General features: G+C 36.2%; 14 protein-coding genes. 5 read left to right on the top strand and 9 right to left on the bottom strand.

Translation table 11 applies throughout. The features are described 5' to 3' along the window. Position 1: 1 nt before the first annotated feature. The 7 genes from H592_RS0115465 to H592_RS0115495 all read right to left on the bottom strand — a co-directional run bounded on the left by H592_RS0115465 (position 2) and on the right by H592_RS0115495 (position 8,149). Positions 2-1,480 (bottom strand): sensor histidine kinase, encoded by a 1,479-nt coding sequence (locus tag H592_RS0115465; protein WP_037071956.1) that lies wholly within the window; start codon positions 1,478-1,480, stop codon positions 2-4. An 81-nt stretch (positions 1,481-1,561) separates the two neighbouring features. Continuing rightward, a complete protein-coding gene (locus H592_RS0115470) occupies positions 1,562-1,786 on the bottom strand; it encodes a hypothetical protein (RefSeq protein WP_028869561.1) in 225 nt (74 codons plus the stop codon). A gap of 121 nt (positions 1,787-1,907) precedes the next feature. Beyond that, positions 1,908-3,254: a sigma-54-dependent transcriptional regulator gene (locus tag H592_RS0115475; protein ID WP_028869562.1), complete on the bottom strand. Its 1,347-nt coding sequence runs from the start codon at positions 3,252-3,254 to the stop codon at positions 1,908-1,910. A gap of 364 nt (positions 3,255-3,618) precedes the next feature. Beyond that, positions 3,619-4,164 (bottom strand): BON domain-containing protein, encoded by a 546-nt coding sequence (locus H592_RS0115480; RefSeq protein WP_028869563.1) that lies wholly within the window; start codon positions 4,162-4,164, stop codon positions 3,619-3,621. A gap of 316 nt (positions 4,165-4,480) precedes the next feature. Beyond that, a complete protein-coding gene (locus H592_RS0115485) occupies positions 4,481-5,536 on the bottom strand; it encodes a mechanosensitive ion channel family protein (RefSeq protein WP_028869564.1) in 1,056 nt (351 codons plus the stop codon). A 307-nt stretch (positions 5,537-5,843) separates the two neighbouring features. After that, positions 5,844-7,478 (bottom strand): diacylglycerol kinase family protein, encoded by a 1,635-nt coding sequence (locus H592_RS0115490; protein ID WP_028869565.1) that lies wholly within the window; start codon positions 7,476-7,478, stop codon positions 5,844-5,846. A gap of 287 nt (positions 7,479-7,765) precedes the next feature. Continuing rightward, complete coding sequence (locus tag H592_RS0115495) at positions 7,766-8,149, bottom strand: hypothetical protein (RefSeq protein ID WP_028869566.1); 384 nt, start codon at positions 8,147-8,149, stop codon at positions 7,766-7,768. Between the two features lie 1,526 nt (positions 8,150-9,675). On the opposite strand from H592_RS0115495, the gene H592_RS0115505 reads away from it, so the two are divergent. The 5 genes from H592_RS0115505 (at position 9,676) to H592_RS0115525 (ending at position 15,411) form a co-directional block, all read left to right on the top strand. Beyond that, on the top strand, positions 9,676-10,713 hold the full coding sequence (locus tag H592_RS0115505; RefSeq protein ID WP_156916140.1) for a serine/threonine-protein kinase: 1,038 nt from the start codon (positions 9,676-9,678) through the stop codon (positions 10,711-10,713). Positions 10,714-10,767: 54 nt separating this feature from the next. Beyond that, entirely contained in the window at positions 10,768-11,652 is an 885-nt protein-coding gene (locus tag H592_RS0115510) for an IS1595 family transposase (RefSeq protein ID WP_028869568.1), read from the top strand. Positions 11,653-11,734: 82 nt separating this feature from the next. After that, the gene (locus H592_RS0115515; protein WP_028869569.1) at positions 11,735-13,063 is read left to right on the top strand and encodes a hypothetical protein; all 1,329 of its coding nucleotides are present in this window, start codon (positions 11,735-11,737) and stop codon (positions 13,061-13,063) included. 35 nt (positions 13,064-13,098) lie between these two features. After that, complete coding sequence (locus tag H592_RS0115520; protein WP_028869570.1) at positions 13,099-13,680, top strand: sigma-70 family RNA polymerase sigma factor; 582 nt, start codon at positions 13,099-13,101, stop codon at positions 13,678-13,680. Between the two features lie 411 nt (positions 13,681-14,091). Further along, positions 14,092-15,411, top strand: coding sequence for a hypothetical protein (locus tag H592_RS0115525; protein WP_028869571.1), 1,320 nt, complete (start codon positions 14,092-14,094; stop codon positions 15,409-15,411). 219 nt (positions 15,412-15,630) lie between these two features. Here H592_RS0115525 and H592_RS0115535 read toward each other — a convergent pair whose 3' ends face one another. Together H592_RS0115535 and H592_RS0115540 are read right to left on the bottom strand one after the other, a co-directional pair. Beyond that, a complete protein-coding gene (locus H592_RS0115535) occupies positions 15,631-17,052 on the bottom strand; it encodes an SLC13 family permease (RefSeq protein WP_211235678.1) in 1,422 nt (473 codons plus the stop codon). Between the two features lie 150 nt (positions 17,053-17,202). Then, complete coding sequence (locus H592_RS0115540) at positions 17,203-17,679, bottom strand: response regulator (protein ID WP_028869573.1); 477 nt, start codon at positions 17,677-17,679, stop codon at positions 17,203-17,205. Between the last annotated feature and the right edge of the window lie 250 nt (positions 17,680-17,929).

Genomic DNA, 17,929 nt, shown 5'->3' on the forward strand with positions numbered 1-17,929 from the left:
CTTAACTGGTTGTTGTAAAAGTAAAATCATGTGGGATTTTGATTGTAAATTCAGAGCCTACATTGACCTCACTTTGTACTGAGATAATACCGCCATGGCGCTCTACGATACGTCTACATACCGCTAAACCAATGCCTGTTCCTTTATACTGAGAACGTGCATGTAAGCGTTGGAACGGAATAAATATTTTATCTTCAAATTCTTGTGAAAAACCAATGCCGTTATCTTTTACGGTGATTTCATACCATAAACTGTCGGTTTCTAATTGTGGGTCAAAGACCATGGTTTCTTTGTAATCGATATTGATATGCGGTGAAACGGCTTCTTTTTTGAATTTAATTGCATTGCTTAGTAGGTTCAAAAAAAGTTGATCAAGTTGTGATTTATCGCCATTTATAACGGGTAATGCGGTCACTATGATCTCCGCCTTGCTCTCTTCAATGGCCACTTCTAAATCATCTAATACGGCTTCTAACACTTCATCTAGCGCAACACTCACAAATTGCTTACCTCGAGTATTAATACGAGAATACTCGAGTAGGTCATTGATTAAGTTCGACATCCGTTCTGCCGCATTATACATTCGTTGAAGGTAATCCTGACCTTTAGGGTCAATTTCAGTAGCGTAGGTAGTCATCAGGCGATCACCAAAAGCCCTAATTTTTCTTAACGGTTCTTGTAAGTCATGTGATGCTACAAAAGCAAAGTCTTCTAATTCTCGGTTACTGCGTGATAACTCCTCGGAGTACAAAGTTAACTCTTTAGTGCGTTCTTTTACTTCATCCGCTAGTTTTTCATTTTGCTGCTCTAAAGTATCTTTGTATTGTTGCTCTGTTTTATTATTAATTCGCACTAAAAACCATAAGCCAAATAATAATAAAAAACTGGTGATGGCGGAGGTACTAAAGGTCACCTGTGCTTCTTTTTCAATTTTATTGAGTTTTTTGTATAGGTTGTAACGATGTTTAACTTCAGCATTTTGCAATTCATCAAAATAGGTTTTTATTTCGTTATAAAGGTTTTTACCTCTGCCCGTCATAACTGTGCGAATAGCTCTTTTTTCTTTATCGTTAAGTGCGAGTTCAACGGTGTAGGTGAGTTCATCTAATTTTGTTGCAACAAGTTCTAACAATACCTGTTGTTTGTCTAGGTCAGCCACCATATCTGTCTGTAGGGCTTTGACTTTTTGAATTTGACTTAACACTAATGAAAGTGCTTCTTGGTAGGGAGCTAAATAGTCCTTATTTTCCGTTAATAAATAACCACGCTGTCCAGTTTCTGCAGATAAAACAAGTATATGCAATTTATCTAACGCTAAAATAACCTCCCCAGTATTGGTTAAGCTTTTTTGCGTTTTTGCTAGTTCATCGATTGTTTTTAATGCTAATACGACATTAATCGTGATCATGCCGATGACAATAAAGTAGATTAAAGCCCATGAAATGCGTTTGTTATTTAATAAGCGAGAAATCGATGTCATTTATTTTCCTATGTATTTGCTTTGAAAGCGTTTTTAAATATAAGTTAAACACTTACTTTATCCCGATTTATTTCGTCTCAATTAATCCGATTTTTTATTTGCAATGTGTTCTAAAGACTGGCTGCATTGTTGGCACGAAATAAGGATTTTATCCGCAGCTTCTAATGCTTTTTCGATTGGCATATTATTTTCAAGTACTAATTTAATCATCTCTGCTTGCATTGAAATTCTATTTAATGGGGCACGAGCGTCATGAATTAGTTCATTGATTTTTTTGGCATCACTGTTGTTTACTTGATCATTCATTATTTAATTAACCTTATCTATTAGTTAAGGATTTAACGTATCAGCCCTCGAAAGTAGAGCCTGAATCGCTTTTCGATGTGGTCACTAACTCAGGCTTATAAAAATGCCTTACTGCTATGCTTTACTCTTTAAATTCACCATACGCATGCAGGCGGTTGTATAAGGTTTTAGTACTAATACCTAGCATTTCAGCGGCGAGTGATTTATTACCGTTTACATCTTTTAAGGTCACTTTGATTAATTCTTTTTCAACATCTTCTATGGTTTGCCCTGCGCTAACACTATGGCTACTTTCTGATATCGAAGAGAAGGGCGACCTGAATATTGTTGGTAACTCAATCGATGTCGACTGGGGATCTGACATAATAAAAGCACGATGAATGGCATGACGTAATTCTCGTACGTTACCAGGCCAGTCATAGTCCATAAGACGTTGTAATTGCACCGCTTGCCATTGGTACTGACGGTTATTCTCTTCATTAAGCTCATGTAAAAAAGTATGAGCTAATAAAGGAATGTCCTCTTTGCGTTCGCGCAAAGCTGGGATTGCAATAGGAAAAACGGCCAATCTGAAGTAGATATCTTCACGTAAACATTTCTTCTCTGCAATCTCTGCGACGGTGCGATTAGAGGCTGAAATAACACGGCAATTAACCGCGACTTCTTTGGTACCGCCTACTGAGGTAACTTTTTTATTTTCCAATACACGTAATAAATTAGGTTGCATATCAATTGGCATTTCAGTGACTTCATCTAAAAATAAAGTGCCATCACCTGCACGTTGAAATACGCCTTCTTTTTTAGCAATTGCGCCGGTAAAAGCACCTTTTTCATGACCAAACAATTCACTTACAATAAGCTCTTTGGTTAAAGCGCCACAGTTCGTTGCGATCAGTTGATGCTCTGTGTTGTTTACTTTATTAGTCGCGCTATGAATAGCTTGTGCAACAACCTCTTTACCCACGCCACTCTCTCCCATTAACATCACATTTGCCTGTGTCAAAGAAACACGTTCAATCATGGTATAAAGGGCTTTCATCGCATCGGATTCTCCAATTAAACAACCGAAATGTTTATGGGGTAACGATGAGTTGTGCTTTTTATTTGTTGCTTTTGGACTTTTGTGCGACAGCGCTTCCTCTAAATCTTCGCGTTGTAAAGGTTTAGCAAGGTAGTCTATTTTAGGGCCACATAAGCTGTCTAACATCCCTTTTACTAAGGGGTGTCCTGTGATCAGGGTAATATAAGGTGTTTGATCAGACTTATTAATATAATCAATTAAGTGCAAGCCACTACCGTCGGGTAACATAAAGTCTAAAAAAATATGCTCAAAGTCATTATTTTCTAGTATCTGATACGCTTCCTGCAAAGAATTAGCCGTCATGATGTCATGCCCAAGAAACTCAATAATATGGCATGCTACGCTTGTAAACTCTTCATCGTCATCAACTAATAATATATTTAACACGGTGATCCTTTATGGTCGTTCAATAGACTTTTTGCCTATAACTAAAATATTTTATAATGCCACATACTAGCAATATTTAACGGTAAGTTATTGCACATTTTTATTTAAATATCGACTTTTTTAACGACCAGTCTCGTTTAAAAGGGCTATTTTTTATTGTTTATTATTAATTAGTTAAGAATATTTATACAAATTACTCCTTAAGGCATAGGTATTAATACTTCAATAATTGATAGGGAGGTTTGTATGATTTAATCTAAAGGTTTAAATAACTCTTAAAAAGCTTTGAAATAGTGAACGCTTTATGTGCATGAAAAAGCACACCGAAGCATGCTTTATATGATTCTTAAGCGCTGATTAATGTTTAGCTATCAGCAACTTCTAATTTGTTTATAACAGATTTAACATCTTCGCTGTTTTTAGCGATCATCACTGCTAATTCTTCTTCACTGTCTGAGTCAACTTCACCGGTTAATATCACTACGCCATTAAGCACTTCAACCTCAATACTAGTGCCGCTCACGTCCGATGACATTAATAATTTACTTTTAACTACGGCTTCAACTTTTGAGTCGGTTAACGAAGCAACTAATTCACTATCTTGTTTTTTATTAATTACTGAAAGCTTGTTGTCAACTGACTCAACACCCTCAAGGCTTGTTACTAACTCTTCCGCCAATGATTTGTCTACGGCGCTATCTACTTTACCCGTTAGGATCACAACACGGTCTTGCACATCGGTATTAATATCAAAAGAGTTTAAATGACTGTTAAATAAAAGCGTTGTCTCTGCTTTGCCATCTAACCATGCATCTTTAGATTTATCTTCCCACGTGTTGTCTGCGAATGCGGTTGTTGAACCTGCAGTGAACAAGGTAAGTGCAATAATTGAACGAATTGAGTTTTTCATTATTTTCTCCTTTTTGATTAGGTAAAGTGGATTAGCTATTATTGTGCCAAATCTGTAAATAATTGATTTTTATTGTTTATTTGTTTTTTGTTATGACTTTTTAGTAAAGTTACTTTGTGTTTATTACATGCGTGAATGTAAAAATTACAAGGGGGATCGCCGTTAGGCATTGACCTTGCGGCCGCTGATTTCTCAGCTTAAATGATCACGGTTATATCACCTCTCTAGGATTAACTTCACAGATAATCCTAGAGAGGTAGGGAGGAATTTACTTATTATTCTATTATTAGCGATTAGCGATTAGCGATTGCATTGCTTAGCTGTTATTTGCCGTGCCTGTCGTATTTGATTTAATACTGGATTTAGTAGCGGCTTTAGTACTTTTATGAGGCTGTTTGTTATGCGAGTTATTAGTAGATGCAGCACCTTGCTTAGTCCGTTGCTTAGCTCCTTGTTTAACATTAACTTGTTCAGCATCTGCTTGCTCATTTAATACCTGGCCTAACTCTTTTCCTCCTTTAATTGCAAAATCTAGGGTACGAATAGGGAATGGGATCAAGATATCAGCTTCCGATAGTGTGTTTTTAATAAGAGAAATAGCTTGGTGCCTTGCTGCCATGAAGCCTGTCTGGCCAGGGTAATCAATCCAAAACCATACTAATAAATTAATGGCGCTGTCTCCAAAACTTTCAGCGTATACATTGGTTTCCTGTTTTTTGATCACAAAGTCGCATTGATTTAATGCGTTGACTAACAGCTTGGCAGCTTGATCCGGATCGTCAGCATAAGAAATTGAAACGGGGACTTCAATACGTCTTTCACCAATCACTGTGTAATTGGTTAATATATTCCTGAACAATATTTTGTTAGGAATAATTTCTAGTTGACCAAAAAATGTTTCAACTAAGGTATTGCGTAAATTAATCGTTTTAACAGTACCAAATACGCCATCAGCTTCGACTATATCCCCGATTTTAAATGGTTTTCTAATCCCCATTACAATGCCGGCAATTAAATTTTCAGTCATATCTTGGAAGGCAAAACCAATCGCCAAACCAATTATCCCTGCACCCGCTAATAACGAGGTCACTGTGCCTTTTAAACCAACAAAGTCTAAGCAGATGAAAATACCCATTAATATTAAACATGTCTTAAGAATCGCTGTAATTAAGTCTGCTATTTGGTGGGAGTCAAATGCACGCCTTAATACTTTACGCATTACATTACCGGCGATACGCGCGAATAAAGAAAATAAAATAATAAAGATAATCGCCACGATTAAATTGGGTATATGCTGTATGCCTGTCTCTATCCAAGTATTTAGCTTTTCTTCTATCAGCTTCCAATATTGATCAATATTTAATAAGTCCATGTCGTACTCCTAGAAAATTACATATAAAAATCCAATTGCAAATTCTAGGCCTGAACCTAACTGTCTGATATTATTTTGTTTATTTCTGTTTTATAAGGTCTTAAAAAGACGGAGTGGTAAATTTTACAAAAATAATTGTCAGTTATTCCTAGCTCTGTAGCATTTTTGCTGAGGAAATATAAATTTAAGTTGAATGGCTGTTGGAACAGATAATGAACCATGAACCATGAAAGTGGATGGAAGATTGAAATAAAAGCGCTAAGTGGAGCTGCTTATTGTCAGCAGAGTCCACTAAGCGCGGTTATTTTTATTGTTTTAAAAAAACTGTTAATGCACTGGGGTTAATACAAATACTGAGCGTATCACTTTCAAATAACTCACCATCAATGACGTATTTAATGCTTTCTTTACTGTTGATTTTTATTTTTTTAACCCGTTTAGCTTGAATATTTTGTTCGCTATCTACTGGCCTCGGTTGTTCATTATTAAAGCTCAATCCTGCTGAAATTAATTCCCCTAATCCCACTAATTTACTGCCTACCTGTTGTGTTGAATTAATCCAAGTAATATCAAGGTAACCGTCTTGTATATTAGGTGCTCCATTACCTTGTGCTAATAAACTTGTTACGGGGGCGGCGTTAGCAACTACAAAACTAGTGGTTTTGATAGGGGTAAAATCCTGCTCATCAAAAGCGATCTCGAGCTGATAGTTTTTACCCTTTGAATACGCTTTCCAAAAACCATTTAAATAAGCAAATTGCCCGTTATCATCTTTAACTTCTCTGTCTGCAAAATTGATCATGTCATATTCTAGGCCAATTCCTGCTAATAACAGCACCGTTTTATCATTACATTTTGCGGTATCAATTTTAACTGTTTGTTTGTTACATATGTGTGATAGCGCTAGCTCAACGGGGGTTATTTTAGACAGGTGGCCGTATAGATGGTGGGCTAATGCATTTGCGGTACCCATAGGTAAAAAACCAAATATAATATTCGTGTTCACTACCTCTTCAGCAACTTCCCTTAAGGTACCATCTCCACCTGCGGCAATCACTGTCGAAGTCTTGGCCGCTAGCGCTTGTTCGGTATAGTGCTTAGCGGATAGTGTTGGGGTCGTTTCTTTTACTGTTAATGTGAAGTGTTTATTAAGTTGATTGATAACATCGACTTTATATTGCTCCCACTTCCCGCCCCCTGCCGCCGTATTTACAATTAACCAAGCCGTTGGGTAAGTATTAAGGCTTTTCTGTTCTCGATATTGCACTAAGCGTCTTAACTGTTTTTTGTTTAAACCTGCTTGAGTACGCACACTTGATATATTATCTAATACTTCTCGAACGGTTAAGTCCGGGTTTTTTGCTAATAAATAAGCTGCGGCAACAAATACCGAACGGCCTCTGCCTAAAGCGCAGTGAACCACCACGTTGTTACCATCATTAATATGGTTGTCGATCCAAGTGATTGCTTGCTGTAAAGAATCGAGATCCGGTGTTTGATGGTCTAATGTTGGGATGTTCAAATAATCTAGATCTAGCGCAGTACTTCCCCAGTCTAAGGCACTAAATTCAGCGGTCATATCTACAATTGCATGAATATCACTGATATCACCGGATATAAAGTCTTGTGTATTTAAACGTGTTGCGACGAATAAACCTTTGTCTATTTCATGTATTTTAGGGGTCTTATCTAGCTTCCTAGCAATGCCATTATAAATATAAACACCTGCGATAAATGGCCATAATAAAACATTAATATAGAGGGGAATGCGTCCATCGCTATTCTTTCTAAATATACTGGGCATTTTAATCAGGTAAGCAATTGAAATAACGGCGAGAGAGGCACTGATCCAATATAAAATAAAAGACAGTAAAAAAGTGCTGTAATAACCCAATAAAGCAAAAATGAAGGTTAACGCGATGTAATAAAAATAAATAGGCATTAATAATCCCCTTAAGAAAAATGATGACATAGATTCAACAGGACTGATTTAACGTCGTAGTAATTTGAGGTTTAGGTTATTGGTGGTCATTTTACTACCTCTATATACTCACTTGTACCTGTTATTTTCTCTTAGCTCTATGTTTTACATTGGTTATTTGCAAGGCATAAGCCAAAACTTAACCTTATGATAAATAACTACTTATTCTCTATCTTTTATTTTTAACTATCTGTTTTTTGTAAAGTTTACACACTTTATTGTTAATACTGCGCGTTAAAATAATAAGGTTATAGCTGATTATTACTTTTTAATCGTTGAGAGAATTCATTTAAAGAACACTGGTAAAAGTCTTTTATCAATGCTTCAGTTTCAATTGCATTTTTATCATCAAACAGGCTAAAAGTATCTCTTTTAAAAAAAGGACCTAAAAAGCGTCGACGCTGAGAAACTTTAGCTGAAATCATCCATTTTCCTGTTTCTAAGCTAGAGATGTGTAAAGAAGCCTCGTCTGACTCAGGAATTTGAAAGATTAATATTTTCATTGACGATGTTTGCTGTTGATTTTGCCAATGGAAATGTCTAAAAAAAGTTAATGCTTCATCTAAAGTGGGTTGAAGGGGAACATCTTGTTCCATTTCTTGATCGTAATAACCGCAAAAAATCCCTTCCATTTATTATTCTCCTTGAAAAAACGTAATGGTATTGGCTGTTTGAATAACCATGATTAATTTAATCAACATCAACTTATACATCTATATAAATATCTACATCAATACAAAAATGAATATAAACAATATTGTAACGGTTTTATCTCGTTTAAAAAGGGGAGGTTTGTTAGTGATGTCATCAATAGTTACATTTTTTTAGGCTGATAACTGATTAAATGTGATGATAAATTCACAGTGCCTGTTAAATAATATTGGCACAGGTGGTCTCAGAAAAAAGTCGGTATTTACTTTAGCGGCTTAGCAAAGCTCATAACCGATAGATAAGCTTTTATATCTGTTGTCGTTTTTTAGCTGGGCAATAAAAGGTAATCAAAGAGTTGATTACCTTATTTTGTTAATTTACTTATTAAAACGCACTTAATACTTTATACATTTTAAAATAGTGCACTATTCATCTAGTGTACTAAAGAAGTACTGACGGGTTGTTTTGCTGCTTTGGCTGCTTTTTTCTCTTTTGCAGTTAATAATGGTTTCTTTTTAACATTTTTTTTAGTGTCTTGGCCTTTACTCATGATTTTTTCCTTTTGTAGAAATTGCTTACTTATAATTATTCAACTAAGTGAATAACGGAAATTACACATTGGCTCAATATCTTGGTCTACAGGCTTATTGTATAACGGATTCAGTATGGCCCTATGATGTAACAATAGATAGCAATAGCTGAGTTAGCACTGAGTAGTGCCGTTCTTTATTGTTCATTTCACCTTACTATATCGACTCAGTGTTGAACAAATGACAAGTGAATAACCAATGAATGGAGAATAAATTAGAGTGAAAATCGTTTCTCTCTTTTTAGTTTTTGCCTTGCAGTACGGGCGTAAATCTTAGGATTCACTTTGTTGAGCTAACCTTGATTACTGATGACCAGGGTTATTATTAGTGATTAGGTTAATTAAATGATAACCGATATGGCATAAGTAATTCATTTTCTCGTATCTATGAAGCAATAGTTTTAGGTCGTTTATTACTGTTTTAATAATCAAAATAATTTTTTAATATCAAGGTCAATAAGAGCAGGCTTGAGGTTCAAATATTTTAGTATAATGAGGGTGTCATTGTGTTAAAACCTGATGTGTTTTTTACTTTGATGCCATTATTCAATATTTATAATAACATTCAAAATTCAACACTTACCTTAATATCCCTTCTTCTTTACTTTTTTGTTTATATTTTTCAGTAACTTAAATTGTAAGCTTCTATTTTCCCTGTTAGAGTGCGTCTTATTATAGACTGTAAATATTGTCGACAAGATTCGGTTTTTGAATAATGTGCAGTCATGACATCAATACGCTAAAAATTATCGCTATTAATACAGTTACCGAACCACTTAATACTCTATTTAACGGCTTATTAGCGATCAACTTAATTTTTTAGATGAGTGTAGGTTTCTAAGTCTGCAAACCTACAACATCTTGTATGTCTGTATTATTTAATCAGTGAAATAACTGCAAGCATGTCATTCAAAGGAAGTGAAAAACTTTATTATGGTATATCAATTATATAGTGAAGCGATGCAGTTAGCAGCGCAACACAGGGAAGCTTTTGTACGTGAAAAATGCAAAGATCAAGCGATTTTAGCGCAGGTCTTAGCCTTACTTTCAGCAGAGCATGATGACTTTACTTTGTCCCATCATATCGCTCAAGAGAGTGAAATATTTGCACAGCAAAATACAGTGGAAATAGGCGATATAATTTCTGTTTATAAACTAACGGAGCTTTTAGGTCAGGGGGGTATGGGCGCTGTTTTTAAAGCAAAGCGTATCGATGGTCGATTTGAGCAAACCGTAGCGATTAAAGTCATTTCGTCATTACTGTATCCTTTTTTTGATAGTAATAAGCTAGTCAGTGAGGCCAACTTTATGGCTAAGCTTAATCACCCCAATATCTGTTCAGTGTACGATGCAGGGATCACTGAAGAGGGATTACATTTTGTCGTAATGGAATATTTGGATGGCCATCAAATATCTAATTATTTTGCCGATACAGACTTTACTTTACATGAAAAACTGATCACTTTTGCTCGCTTATGTAGTGCGGTCAATTATGCACATCAAATGCAGGTGGTTCATGGTGATTTAAAACCCGCTAATATTATTATTAATCAAGAGCAACAGATCAAAGTACTTGATTTTGGTATTTCTCAAGTGATTAATAATCCACAATCAACGTCTCAAGAACAAACCTCTGAACCATTAAATGGTATCTCTAAAGGCTTTGCTAGCCCTGAATTAATCAATGGTGAAAAACCTAGTGTTTATAGCGATGTGTATGCTTTAGGTCAGATTTTATCTGCATTGGTCACACAGAAGATGACCACCGATATTAAATACTATCAAGAAATTAAAGCGATTATTAACAAAGCGGTTGCTTCATCAGCTACCGGCCGCTATGCCTCGGTATCTGAATTAAAACAGGATATCACTCTTTTTTTAACGGGGCACGTAGCCACTGCCTATGCATCGAATAAAATATACCGAATTAAAAAGTTTACATGCTTCTGCACTTGAGTCAGGTATCGTCTATACTGTATGTATAAACAGTTTGTTGACGAGGTGAAAGTTATGAAAACTCCAGAAGCTAGTTTTTTAACGTGGCAACGTAAATTTTATACTGAAGATGATTGTATCGCGCATCTAAAAACACTTAAATGGCCAAATGGTTTTATATGCCCTCGATGCATGCATGACAAAGGCTCTGAGTTAATTAGTAGAAAAGTAACTGAGTGTAGTAAATGTCACAAGCAAACTTCTGTTTTGGCTGGTACTCTTTTTCATCGTAGTCATTTACCTTTGTTAAAGTGGTTTTGGGCGTTGTATTTTATTGGCTCAGATAAAGGTAGTATTTCAGCATTACGACTTAGCAAATTAATTGAAGTGAATTGGCGTACCGCTCGATTAATCTTACGAAAAGTAAGAGAAGCCATGGGCCACAGAGATAGTTTATATCGTTTATCAGGGACCATTGAGCTTGATGACGCCTTTGTTGGCGGTAAACAAAAAGGAAAAAGAGGGCGTGGCGCAAGTGGGAAAACAGCCGTTATCGTCGCTTGTGAAAGCCGAGAAAAGAAAGCTGGTTTTATCGCAATGAAGGCTGTTGATAGTGTTAATTTTTCTAATGTCGAAGAATTTGTAAATAGATATCTATTACCAAAGCAGAAAGTAAGAACGGATGGTTATCCTTCACTCAATATTATAAATAAAACACAGCAGCACATTCCAAAAGTAACGCCTAGTGGGTTAGTTGATGAATGGCTTCCGTGGGTTCATATAGCAATTGGTAATTTGAAAACGTTCTTACTGGGTACTTTTCATGGTGTGACAGGAAAGTTTCTACAAGAATATCTTAATGAGTTCTGTTATCGCTTCAACCGTAGGTTTGTAGAAAAAGAAATACCTAATAGGTTGTTAAATTTAGCAATTTTTCATGCTCCAATTAAAACAACCTGAGTTAAATGCATAAGCATGAAAGTTTATTTGTAAACGTCACCCTGTTTCCGTTTCTTTAGCTAGCTTTTTTGTGATGGTGTTGGTGGTTCTAGTTACTGATTTATTGTTTCAATACCAGCATTTAGAGGCGGAAAAACAACAAACAGATGTGATGCTAGAAAAGTTTTCATTGGTACTCGATTTGGATTTTGATAGGAAGTCAACGGTAGAATTAAGTTTAGCAAATAACTATGTCAGTCGTGGTGAAAATGAAAAAGCGATATTGCTTTATAACAAAATTATTGAGCGATTTGACAGTTTAACCGATACCGATATCGCCTTTAACGCAGGACAAAGGTTGTTTTCTTTAATCACTCAAGACAATCAATCAAATTTAGCAGATCGTCATTTATTAATGCTTAAGGATAAGCTTGAATTTACGCCTGGAACAAAGCTACCAGTCAGCTCGGCACAAGCCTATTTTTATCATCAATTGCTCAACCTAACTTACGATCGTAAGAGCAACAAAATCACTGAAACGTTTAATTTGCATACTCAATTAATGCAATATATTAAAGAGACTCATTGGCAAGAACTTACTAACCCACAACGACAAACAATAGATTTTTACTATGCATTTCAAGGTCAAGTAACAGCGCTTACAGAACTTCAGAGCTCATTTTATTTTCAACAACATGCACCGTCGCTATCTGCCTATATCGTAAATATTCCGGAAGTCATTAAAGGGTACTTTTCACCGGCAAAAGAGTATTTGGTTGGACAAGAAAAGTTTAAGCAGTTTCTTGAGCTGCAACCTGTTTTTTGGTCAGGAACACACAAAAACGATGTCGAGCATGAAACGGCCAATACCGCTTTATTTTCACAAGGCATCCTTAAATCTAAAGACTTTGAAGCGCTATATCAGATAACTGATAACCTGATGACAATGGACTTTGGAGAAGGGCCTGAAAGTGATGTGGCTATTTATGTCTCTTCGTCTGTAGCATTGACGGTACCATTGTTAGATGGTGACTTAGTGATATTTACCTATGAAGATCTTATTAGTCATAAAAAAGGTCAACCTTGGTCGAAGCAAGAACTATTAGCAGGTCCCTGGTATCACCTTTATGATCAAGCGCTTGAACTAAATGAAGCAATCCAACCAACATTAATGGAAGCTATTTTTACCGAAAGCTCAGCTGTATTGACCATCAATGGTGAGTCGATAACTGTGCCATGGCAGATTAATGCGCAGGGCGAGTTGGAATTAGCGTTTTCGGACAATGATCAAGCAACATTAAATATCATCAAATTAATGACCGACGACGAGATGATCATCACCAAGAATCAAGCATCAGGTGTGCAATCTCTATTCATTAAAGATAAACAGCTTGCGCAATATATAGTAGATCAGTGGACGTCACTTTTATAAAGCAAACGCGTCAATACAATTAAGAAGGTAAAACCATGGAAGAAAGTGAATTGATTCAATTGGTGAAAGGTTGGCAAAATAAAGACCCCGCGGCAACGCAAATTCTAATGGGGATGACTTACCACAGAATAAAACAATTAGCTGTGAAGCACCGTGAAAATATGCCTGAGAATGCTAATACGGCTATTTGTTCACAATCAGCCACTGATTTAGCTCACGATGTTTATGAACGTTTGACCAAGGCGGAATCGAAGTTGCCGATTACCACACTGAGAGAGTTTTATAGCTACCTCAATGCGACCGTAAGAAATACATTTATTGATCATTATCGTAAATTAGTTGAAACCAAATCGAGAAATCCTGAACGCACCAGTTTAATGTCGCCTCGTGCAATATCACAACAAGGGCACTGCCTAGATAAATCCTATGAGCTATCGTCTTTATCGTTAAATATTGATGCATTAGAGAAGCAATACCCACGACAAGCTGAAGCGGTGGAGCTTAGGTATTACGCGCAACGTTCTAATAAAGAGATTGCAAGATTATTAAGTGTCTCTACACGCACGGTGGAGAATGACTTAAGATTTGCCAAAGCTTGGATCAGGTTACAAATGTAAAGTGATTATAAATAACCTCCTCACTGAGCCGCAAAAAAAGATATCCCTTGCTGACGTTAATTACAGTATTATATTTTCCGATCATGCTTATTATCTGTATTCATAAAAAGTGATAGCTTGTTATGACTGAGTCGTTTGCAGTCTAATTGTAGAGATAGCAATGATTGCATATTTAAATTCAAGCTATTGATTTTATACACATTAACTGCACGTCCTATCTTGTTTTCCTATTGCTTTAATCACATTTATTCCCCTTTTTTAAAATAATAATAAAAAACAATGTGGTTTTTCCATTAATTATCGTACCTATTATTAAGTATTTTTTGATCGTACATTTCTCTCATCTTCAGCGAATTAACTAATCAAGGGGTGATTAGTTTTTTGCGAATAACCCTATAAAGGAATGATAAAATGATCAAAAAAACGTTACTTTCTCTTAGCATTGTTAGCTTACTTTCTGCTTGTGGGGGATCTTCATCTGATGATAGTGCTAATAAGGTTAATAAAAGTTCTGGTACAGAATATCGTGTCATTGATGGTTACTTAGCGAATGCAGATGTGTGTGTCATTAAAACAGATGAAAGTGACTGTAATGAGCTCGGTAAAACGGATAGTAACGGTCTTATTGTTATTCCTGAAAGTTATACTGCAGGGCAGATTGTGGTTAGCGCAATTGCAGGTCAAACAAGTGATAACGATGGTGTTGGTTTTATTGCTCAAAGTTATCAAATGGTCGCCGATATTTCGGTAGATACGCCTAATGTTATTACACCATATACAACTCTAGATGCCTTAGATACTGATAAAACCATGGCTGATATTGCTAATGATTTGGGACTTGATAAAGAACTGATCAGTGGTGATTATGTTGCTTCAGCCGCAGCTGAACAGGCACAGGTACATTTATTAGCTCGTGCATTAGTTACCCAACTTAGCAAACAAAAAGAAGACAACGATACCAGTGAATTAATTAAACAAGCGACAAAAATTAATGATTATATTAAATTTGATTTAATTAATGAGGGTATGGATTTAGATTTGAATAATATCTTTATTGATAAAGAAGGTGAGATTAAACATCGACGATTAATAACCTCATTATCAGACTTCCTTGAAGAGGGGGAGTTAACGCAATTTAGCCTTAATAGTAGTTACTTTAATGACGAAGGTGTAAGAGCTGTTACTTTTTCTAATGGTGAAGCCGATCTTGAAGGTAATATCGCGACTTATACAATAACTGGCAACCAATTGACGACTTCATTTGGTTCAGAACAAGAGACGGATCAATTTATTTATGTCAGTAATGACTTGTCTTTATCTGTCCCTTTAGCAGATAAAGATCTCACGGTAATGCACAAATCAGAGATTGATGAGACTAAATTTTGGACTGAAGACGATTTAATTGGTGAGACATTCTATTTTGTTTTTGATGACTCGGCAGACTCTAAAGTACCTGACCCTTCAATGGTCACCGTCAGTTTTTCTGAATCAACTTTGACTATGACTGAAGAAGGTCAAGAAATAACACTAGGCTGGTCTTTGCAAGGCGGAGAATTAACATTCAAATTAAGCGCATTAGGTGAAAATGACTTGGTTTATAGCCAGTACCTTTCAGATAATAATATGGTACTTGTTAAAAGTGTTGATGGCCAAGGCCCATTAACATTAGTACTTAAAGATGAAAACCTAGCAAGAAACATTATTAGCGAATGGTTATTATTGAATAAATAATAGTATCGATTTATCAAGCTTATCTATAAATAAGCTTATTTATAAGGCTCATTAACTAAACAATCACATCCATCATTAGCGACGCTTAATACTAAAGTCAGTCGCTAATGAGCACGACCGTTTTACCCATTTTAGCCACTTTAGAGTGGCTTTTTTTCACCTTGAATAAATACAACATCTTTTTTTTATAAGCACTTCTCTCCATCTTCTAACCACTTTTTAGCCGAGAATAATATCAAGTTGATGTAGTACAAAAAACATTGAAAAGCTGATCATCAAACCACTCAATCCAAGTATTACACCCACTTTTAACATTTGTGAGCTTCTAATGTGCCCGCTAGCATAAGCAAGTGCGTTTGGGGGCGTACTGACAGGTAATGACATGCCTAGCGAGGCCGCAAAGGTTACTGATAATATAAGGACCATTTGACCGCCATAGGGAAGTAATGAGTGCATCGATGCACCTAATGTCGCGACTAAGGGTAATAGCAGGTTAGCGCTGGCTGTATTAGACATAAAGTTTGCCATCAGTAAACATAGCATTGAGGCTCCAACAATGAGCACTAATGGATGAAAATGATGAAATGGAATTGCTTCAATGGTCCTAGCTGCCAGTCCGGTTTTGTCTAATGCTAAACCTAAGGCTATGCCGCCGGAAACAAGCCATAAAACGTCCCAAGAAATATGTTTTAAGTCTTCTTTGCTAATGATATTAAAGATAGAGAAAATAGCGACGGGTAACATCGCAACTACGTAAGAACTCATGCCATGCAAGTCTCCCAGTAACCACAATATGATGGTTAATAAAAAGGTGCCATAAACGAGCCAAGCTTTTGGTGTTTTTAAAAATGTACCTTCGATGTCTAGTTTTATGGCATTAACGGAAGCTGGAAATAGATGGTTTAGTAATAGCCAAGCGAGTAATAACATCACAGCAACAAAAGGTACGCCCATTGCCATCCATTCCGCAAAGCTAATGCTGTTTTCGTTGACTAAATATTTTAGGGCGACGGCATTAGGTGGTGTACCAATTGGAGTTGCAATACCACCAATATTGGCCGCAACGGGGACCGATAATGCAAAGGCAACTTTACCGCTATCTTTATCACCAAACAGTGCAAGTACTGGCGTTAGAATAGATAACATCATAGCGGTGGTTGCTGTATTACTCATAAACATCGAAAACACAGCTGTGATGAGCATGATACCTAACATGACATATTTTGGCTGGTGGCCAAAAGGACGTAACAGTACACGGGCTAAATTAATATCCAGACGATATTTTGTCGAGGCAATAGCTAAGAAAAAACCACCTAGAAATAGCATAATAATCGGTGATGCGAAGGTGGCCATAATGTCACTTTGGCTAAGCAAATGCCCTTGCAATTGCGGTGTGCCATTAGTGGCAAACCATAATCCGTGATCGGAAATAAGCAGCAGCTCTAATACAATAATTAACACGGAAGTGGCGTAAATCGGGATCGGCTCCATGACCCAGCACAAAGCAGCCATAACAAAAATAGCCATGACGCGTTGCTCTACTAATGTTAAACCTGCTAGTCCAAAGCTATCTGCGGGTAATAAAATAATAATTAAGGGGAATAAAATAGGCAGAATGTACTTCAAGTTTTTTTTTATCATTTAATATGCCTCCCACAAAGCGATCTAATTTAAGTTGATGTTAGCTGTTGAAGTAATTCTATCTGTATCTCCGCGTTATTTTATTATTTGCCATTATTACGAATTCGTTATTATCAAAAAATTAATGCCGTAAAATAAATGCTGTAAAATTTATGATTTAAGTAATCGATACAGAGTCGGGGCATCGAGTTTCTTTATAAAAGGTTCATATTCAATCCCTTTTTCAAGGATGAATTGAGTCAATAACTCCTTCACCATTTGGATTAACTGGTCAGAGTCCCAGGCTTTGGCTAAGAAGCCATCAACCTTGGCGCTGTTAATCGCTTTGATCGTGTCTGCTTGTGTGGCATGGCCGGTTAGGAGGATTTTTTTAGTGCCAATGAAGCGGCTGTCGATTGCGACTTCTGTTAATAATGCAACGCCTGATTTAACGGGTAAAAAATGCCCCGAAATAATTAAAGCGACATATTCTTGTTGAGCATCGAAGGTTTCTAATAACTGCTCACATTGCTCCGCAGATTGGCATTCTTCAATAGTGAACATTTCACTAAAAAAGCTAAGGTCTCGATTGACAGCTTCTAGGATTTCGCGATCATCATCAACGCAAATAATATTAATTTTTTCCATTTTAATTCCTCCTACACAGTCATCAATAAAAGTAACTATCTTTATGAAAATAAATAGTAATTAGCTCCAATAAGAAAGTAATTTGCTGCAGTAAAATATCTTCAATAGTAAGGTGATTAGCGCTAACAAAGCGATGTTCACCTCTAAGCATTAATAAAGGTATAGCATAGGCTCAACAGTCGAAATAGGTGGTTAGATCAAGTAAAGATAGGATAGCTATATCTTTTAGTTGAGTTTGATAAGGCCGTCT

Source organism: Psychromonas arctica DSM 14288 (assembly GCF_000482725.1).
Classification (GTDB): domain Bacteria; phylum Pseudomonadota; class Gammaproteobacteria; order Enterobacterales; family Psychromonadaceae; genus Psychromonas; species Psychromonas arctica.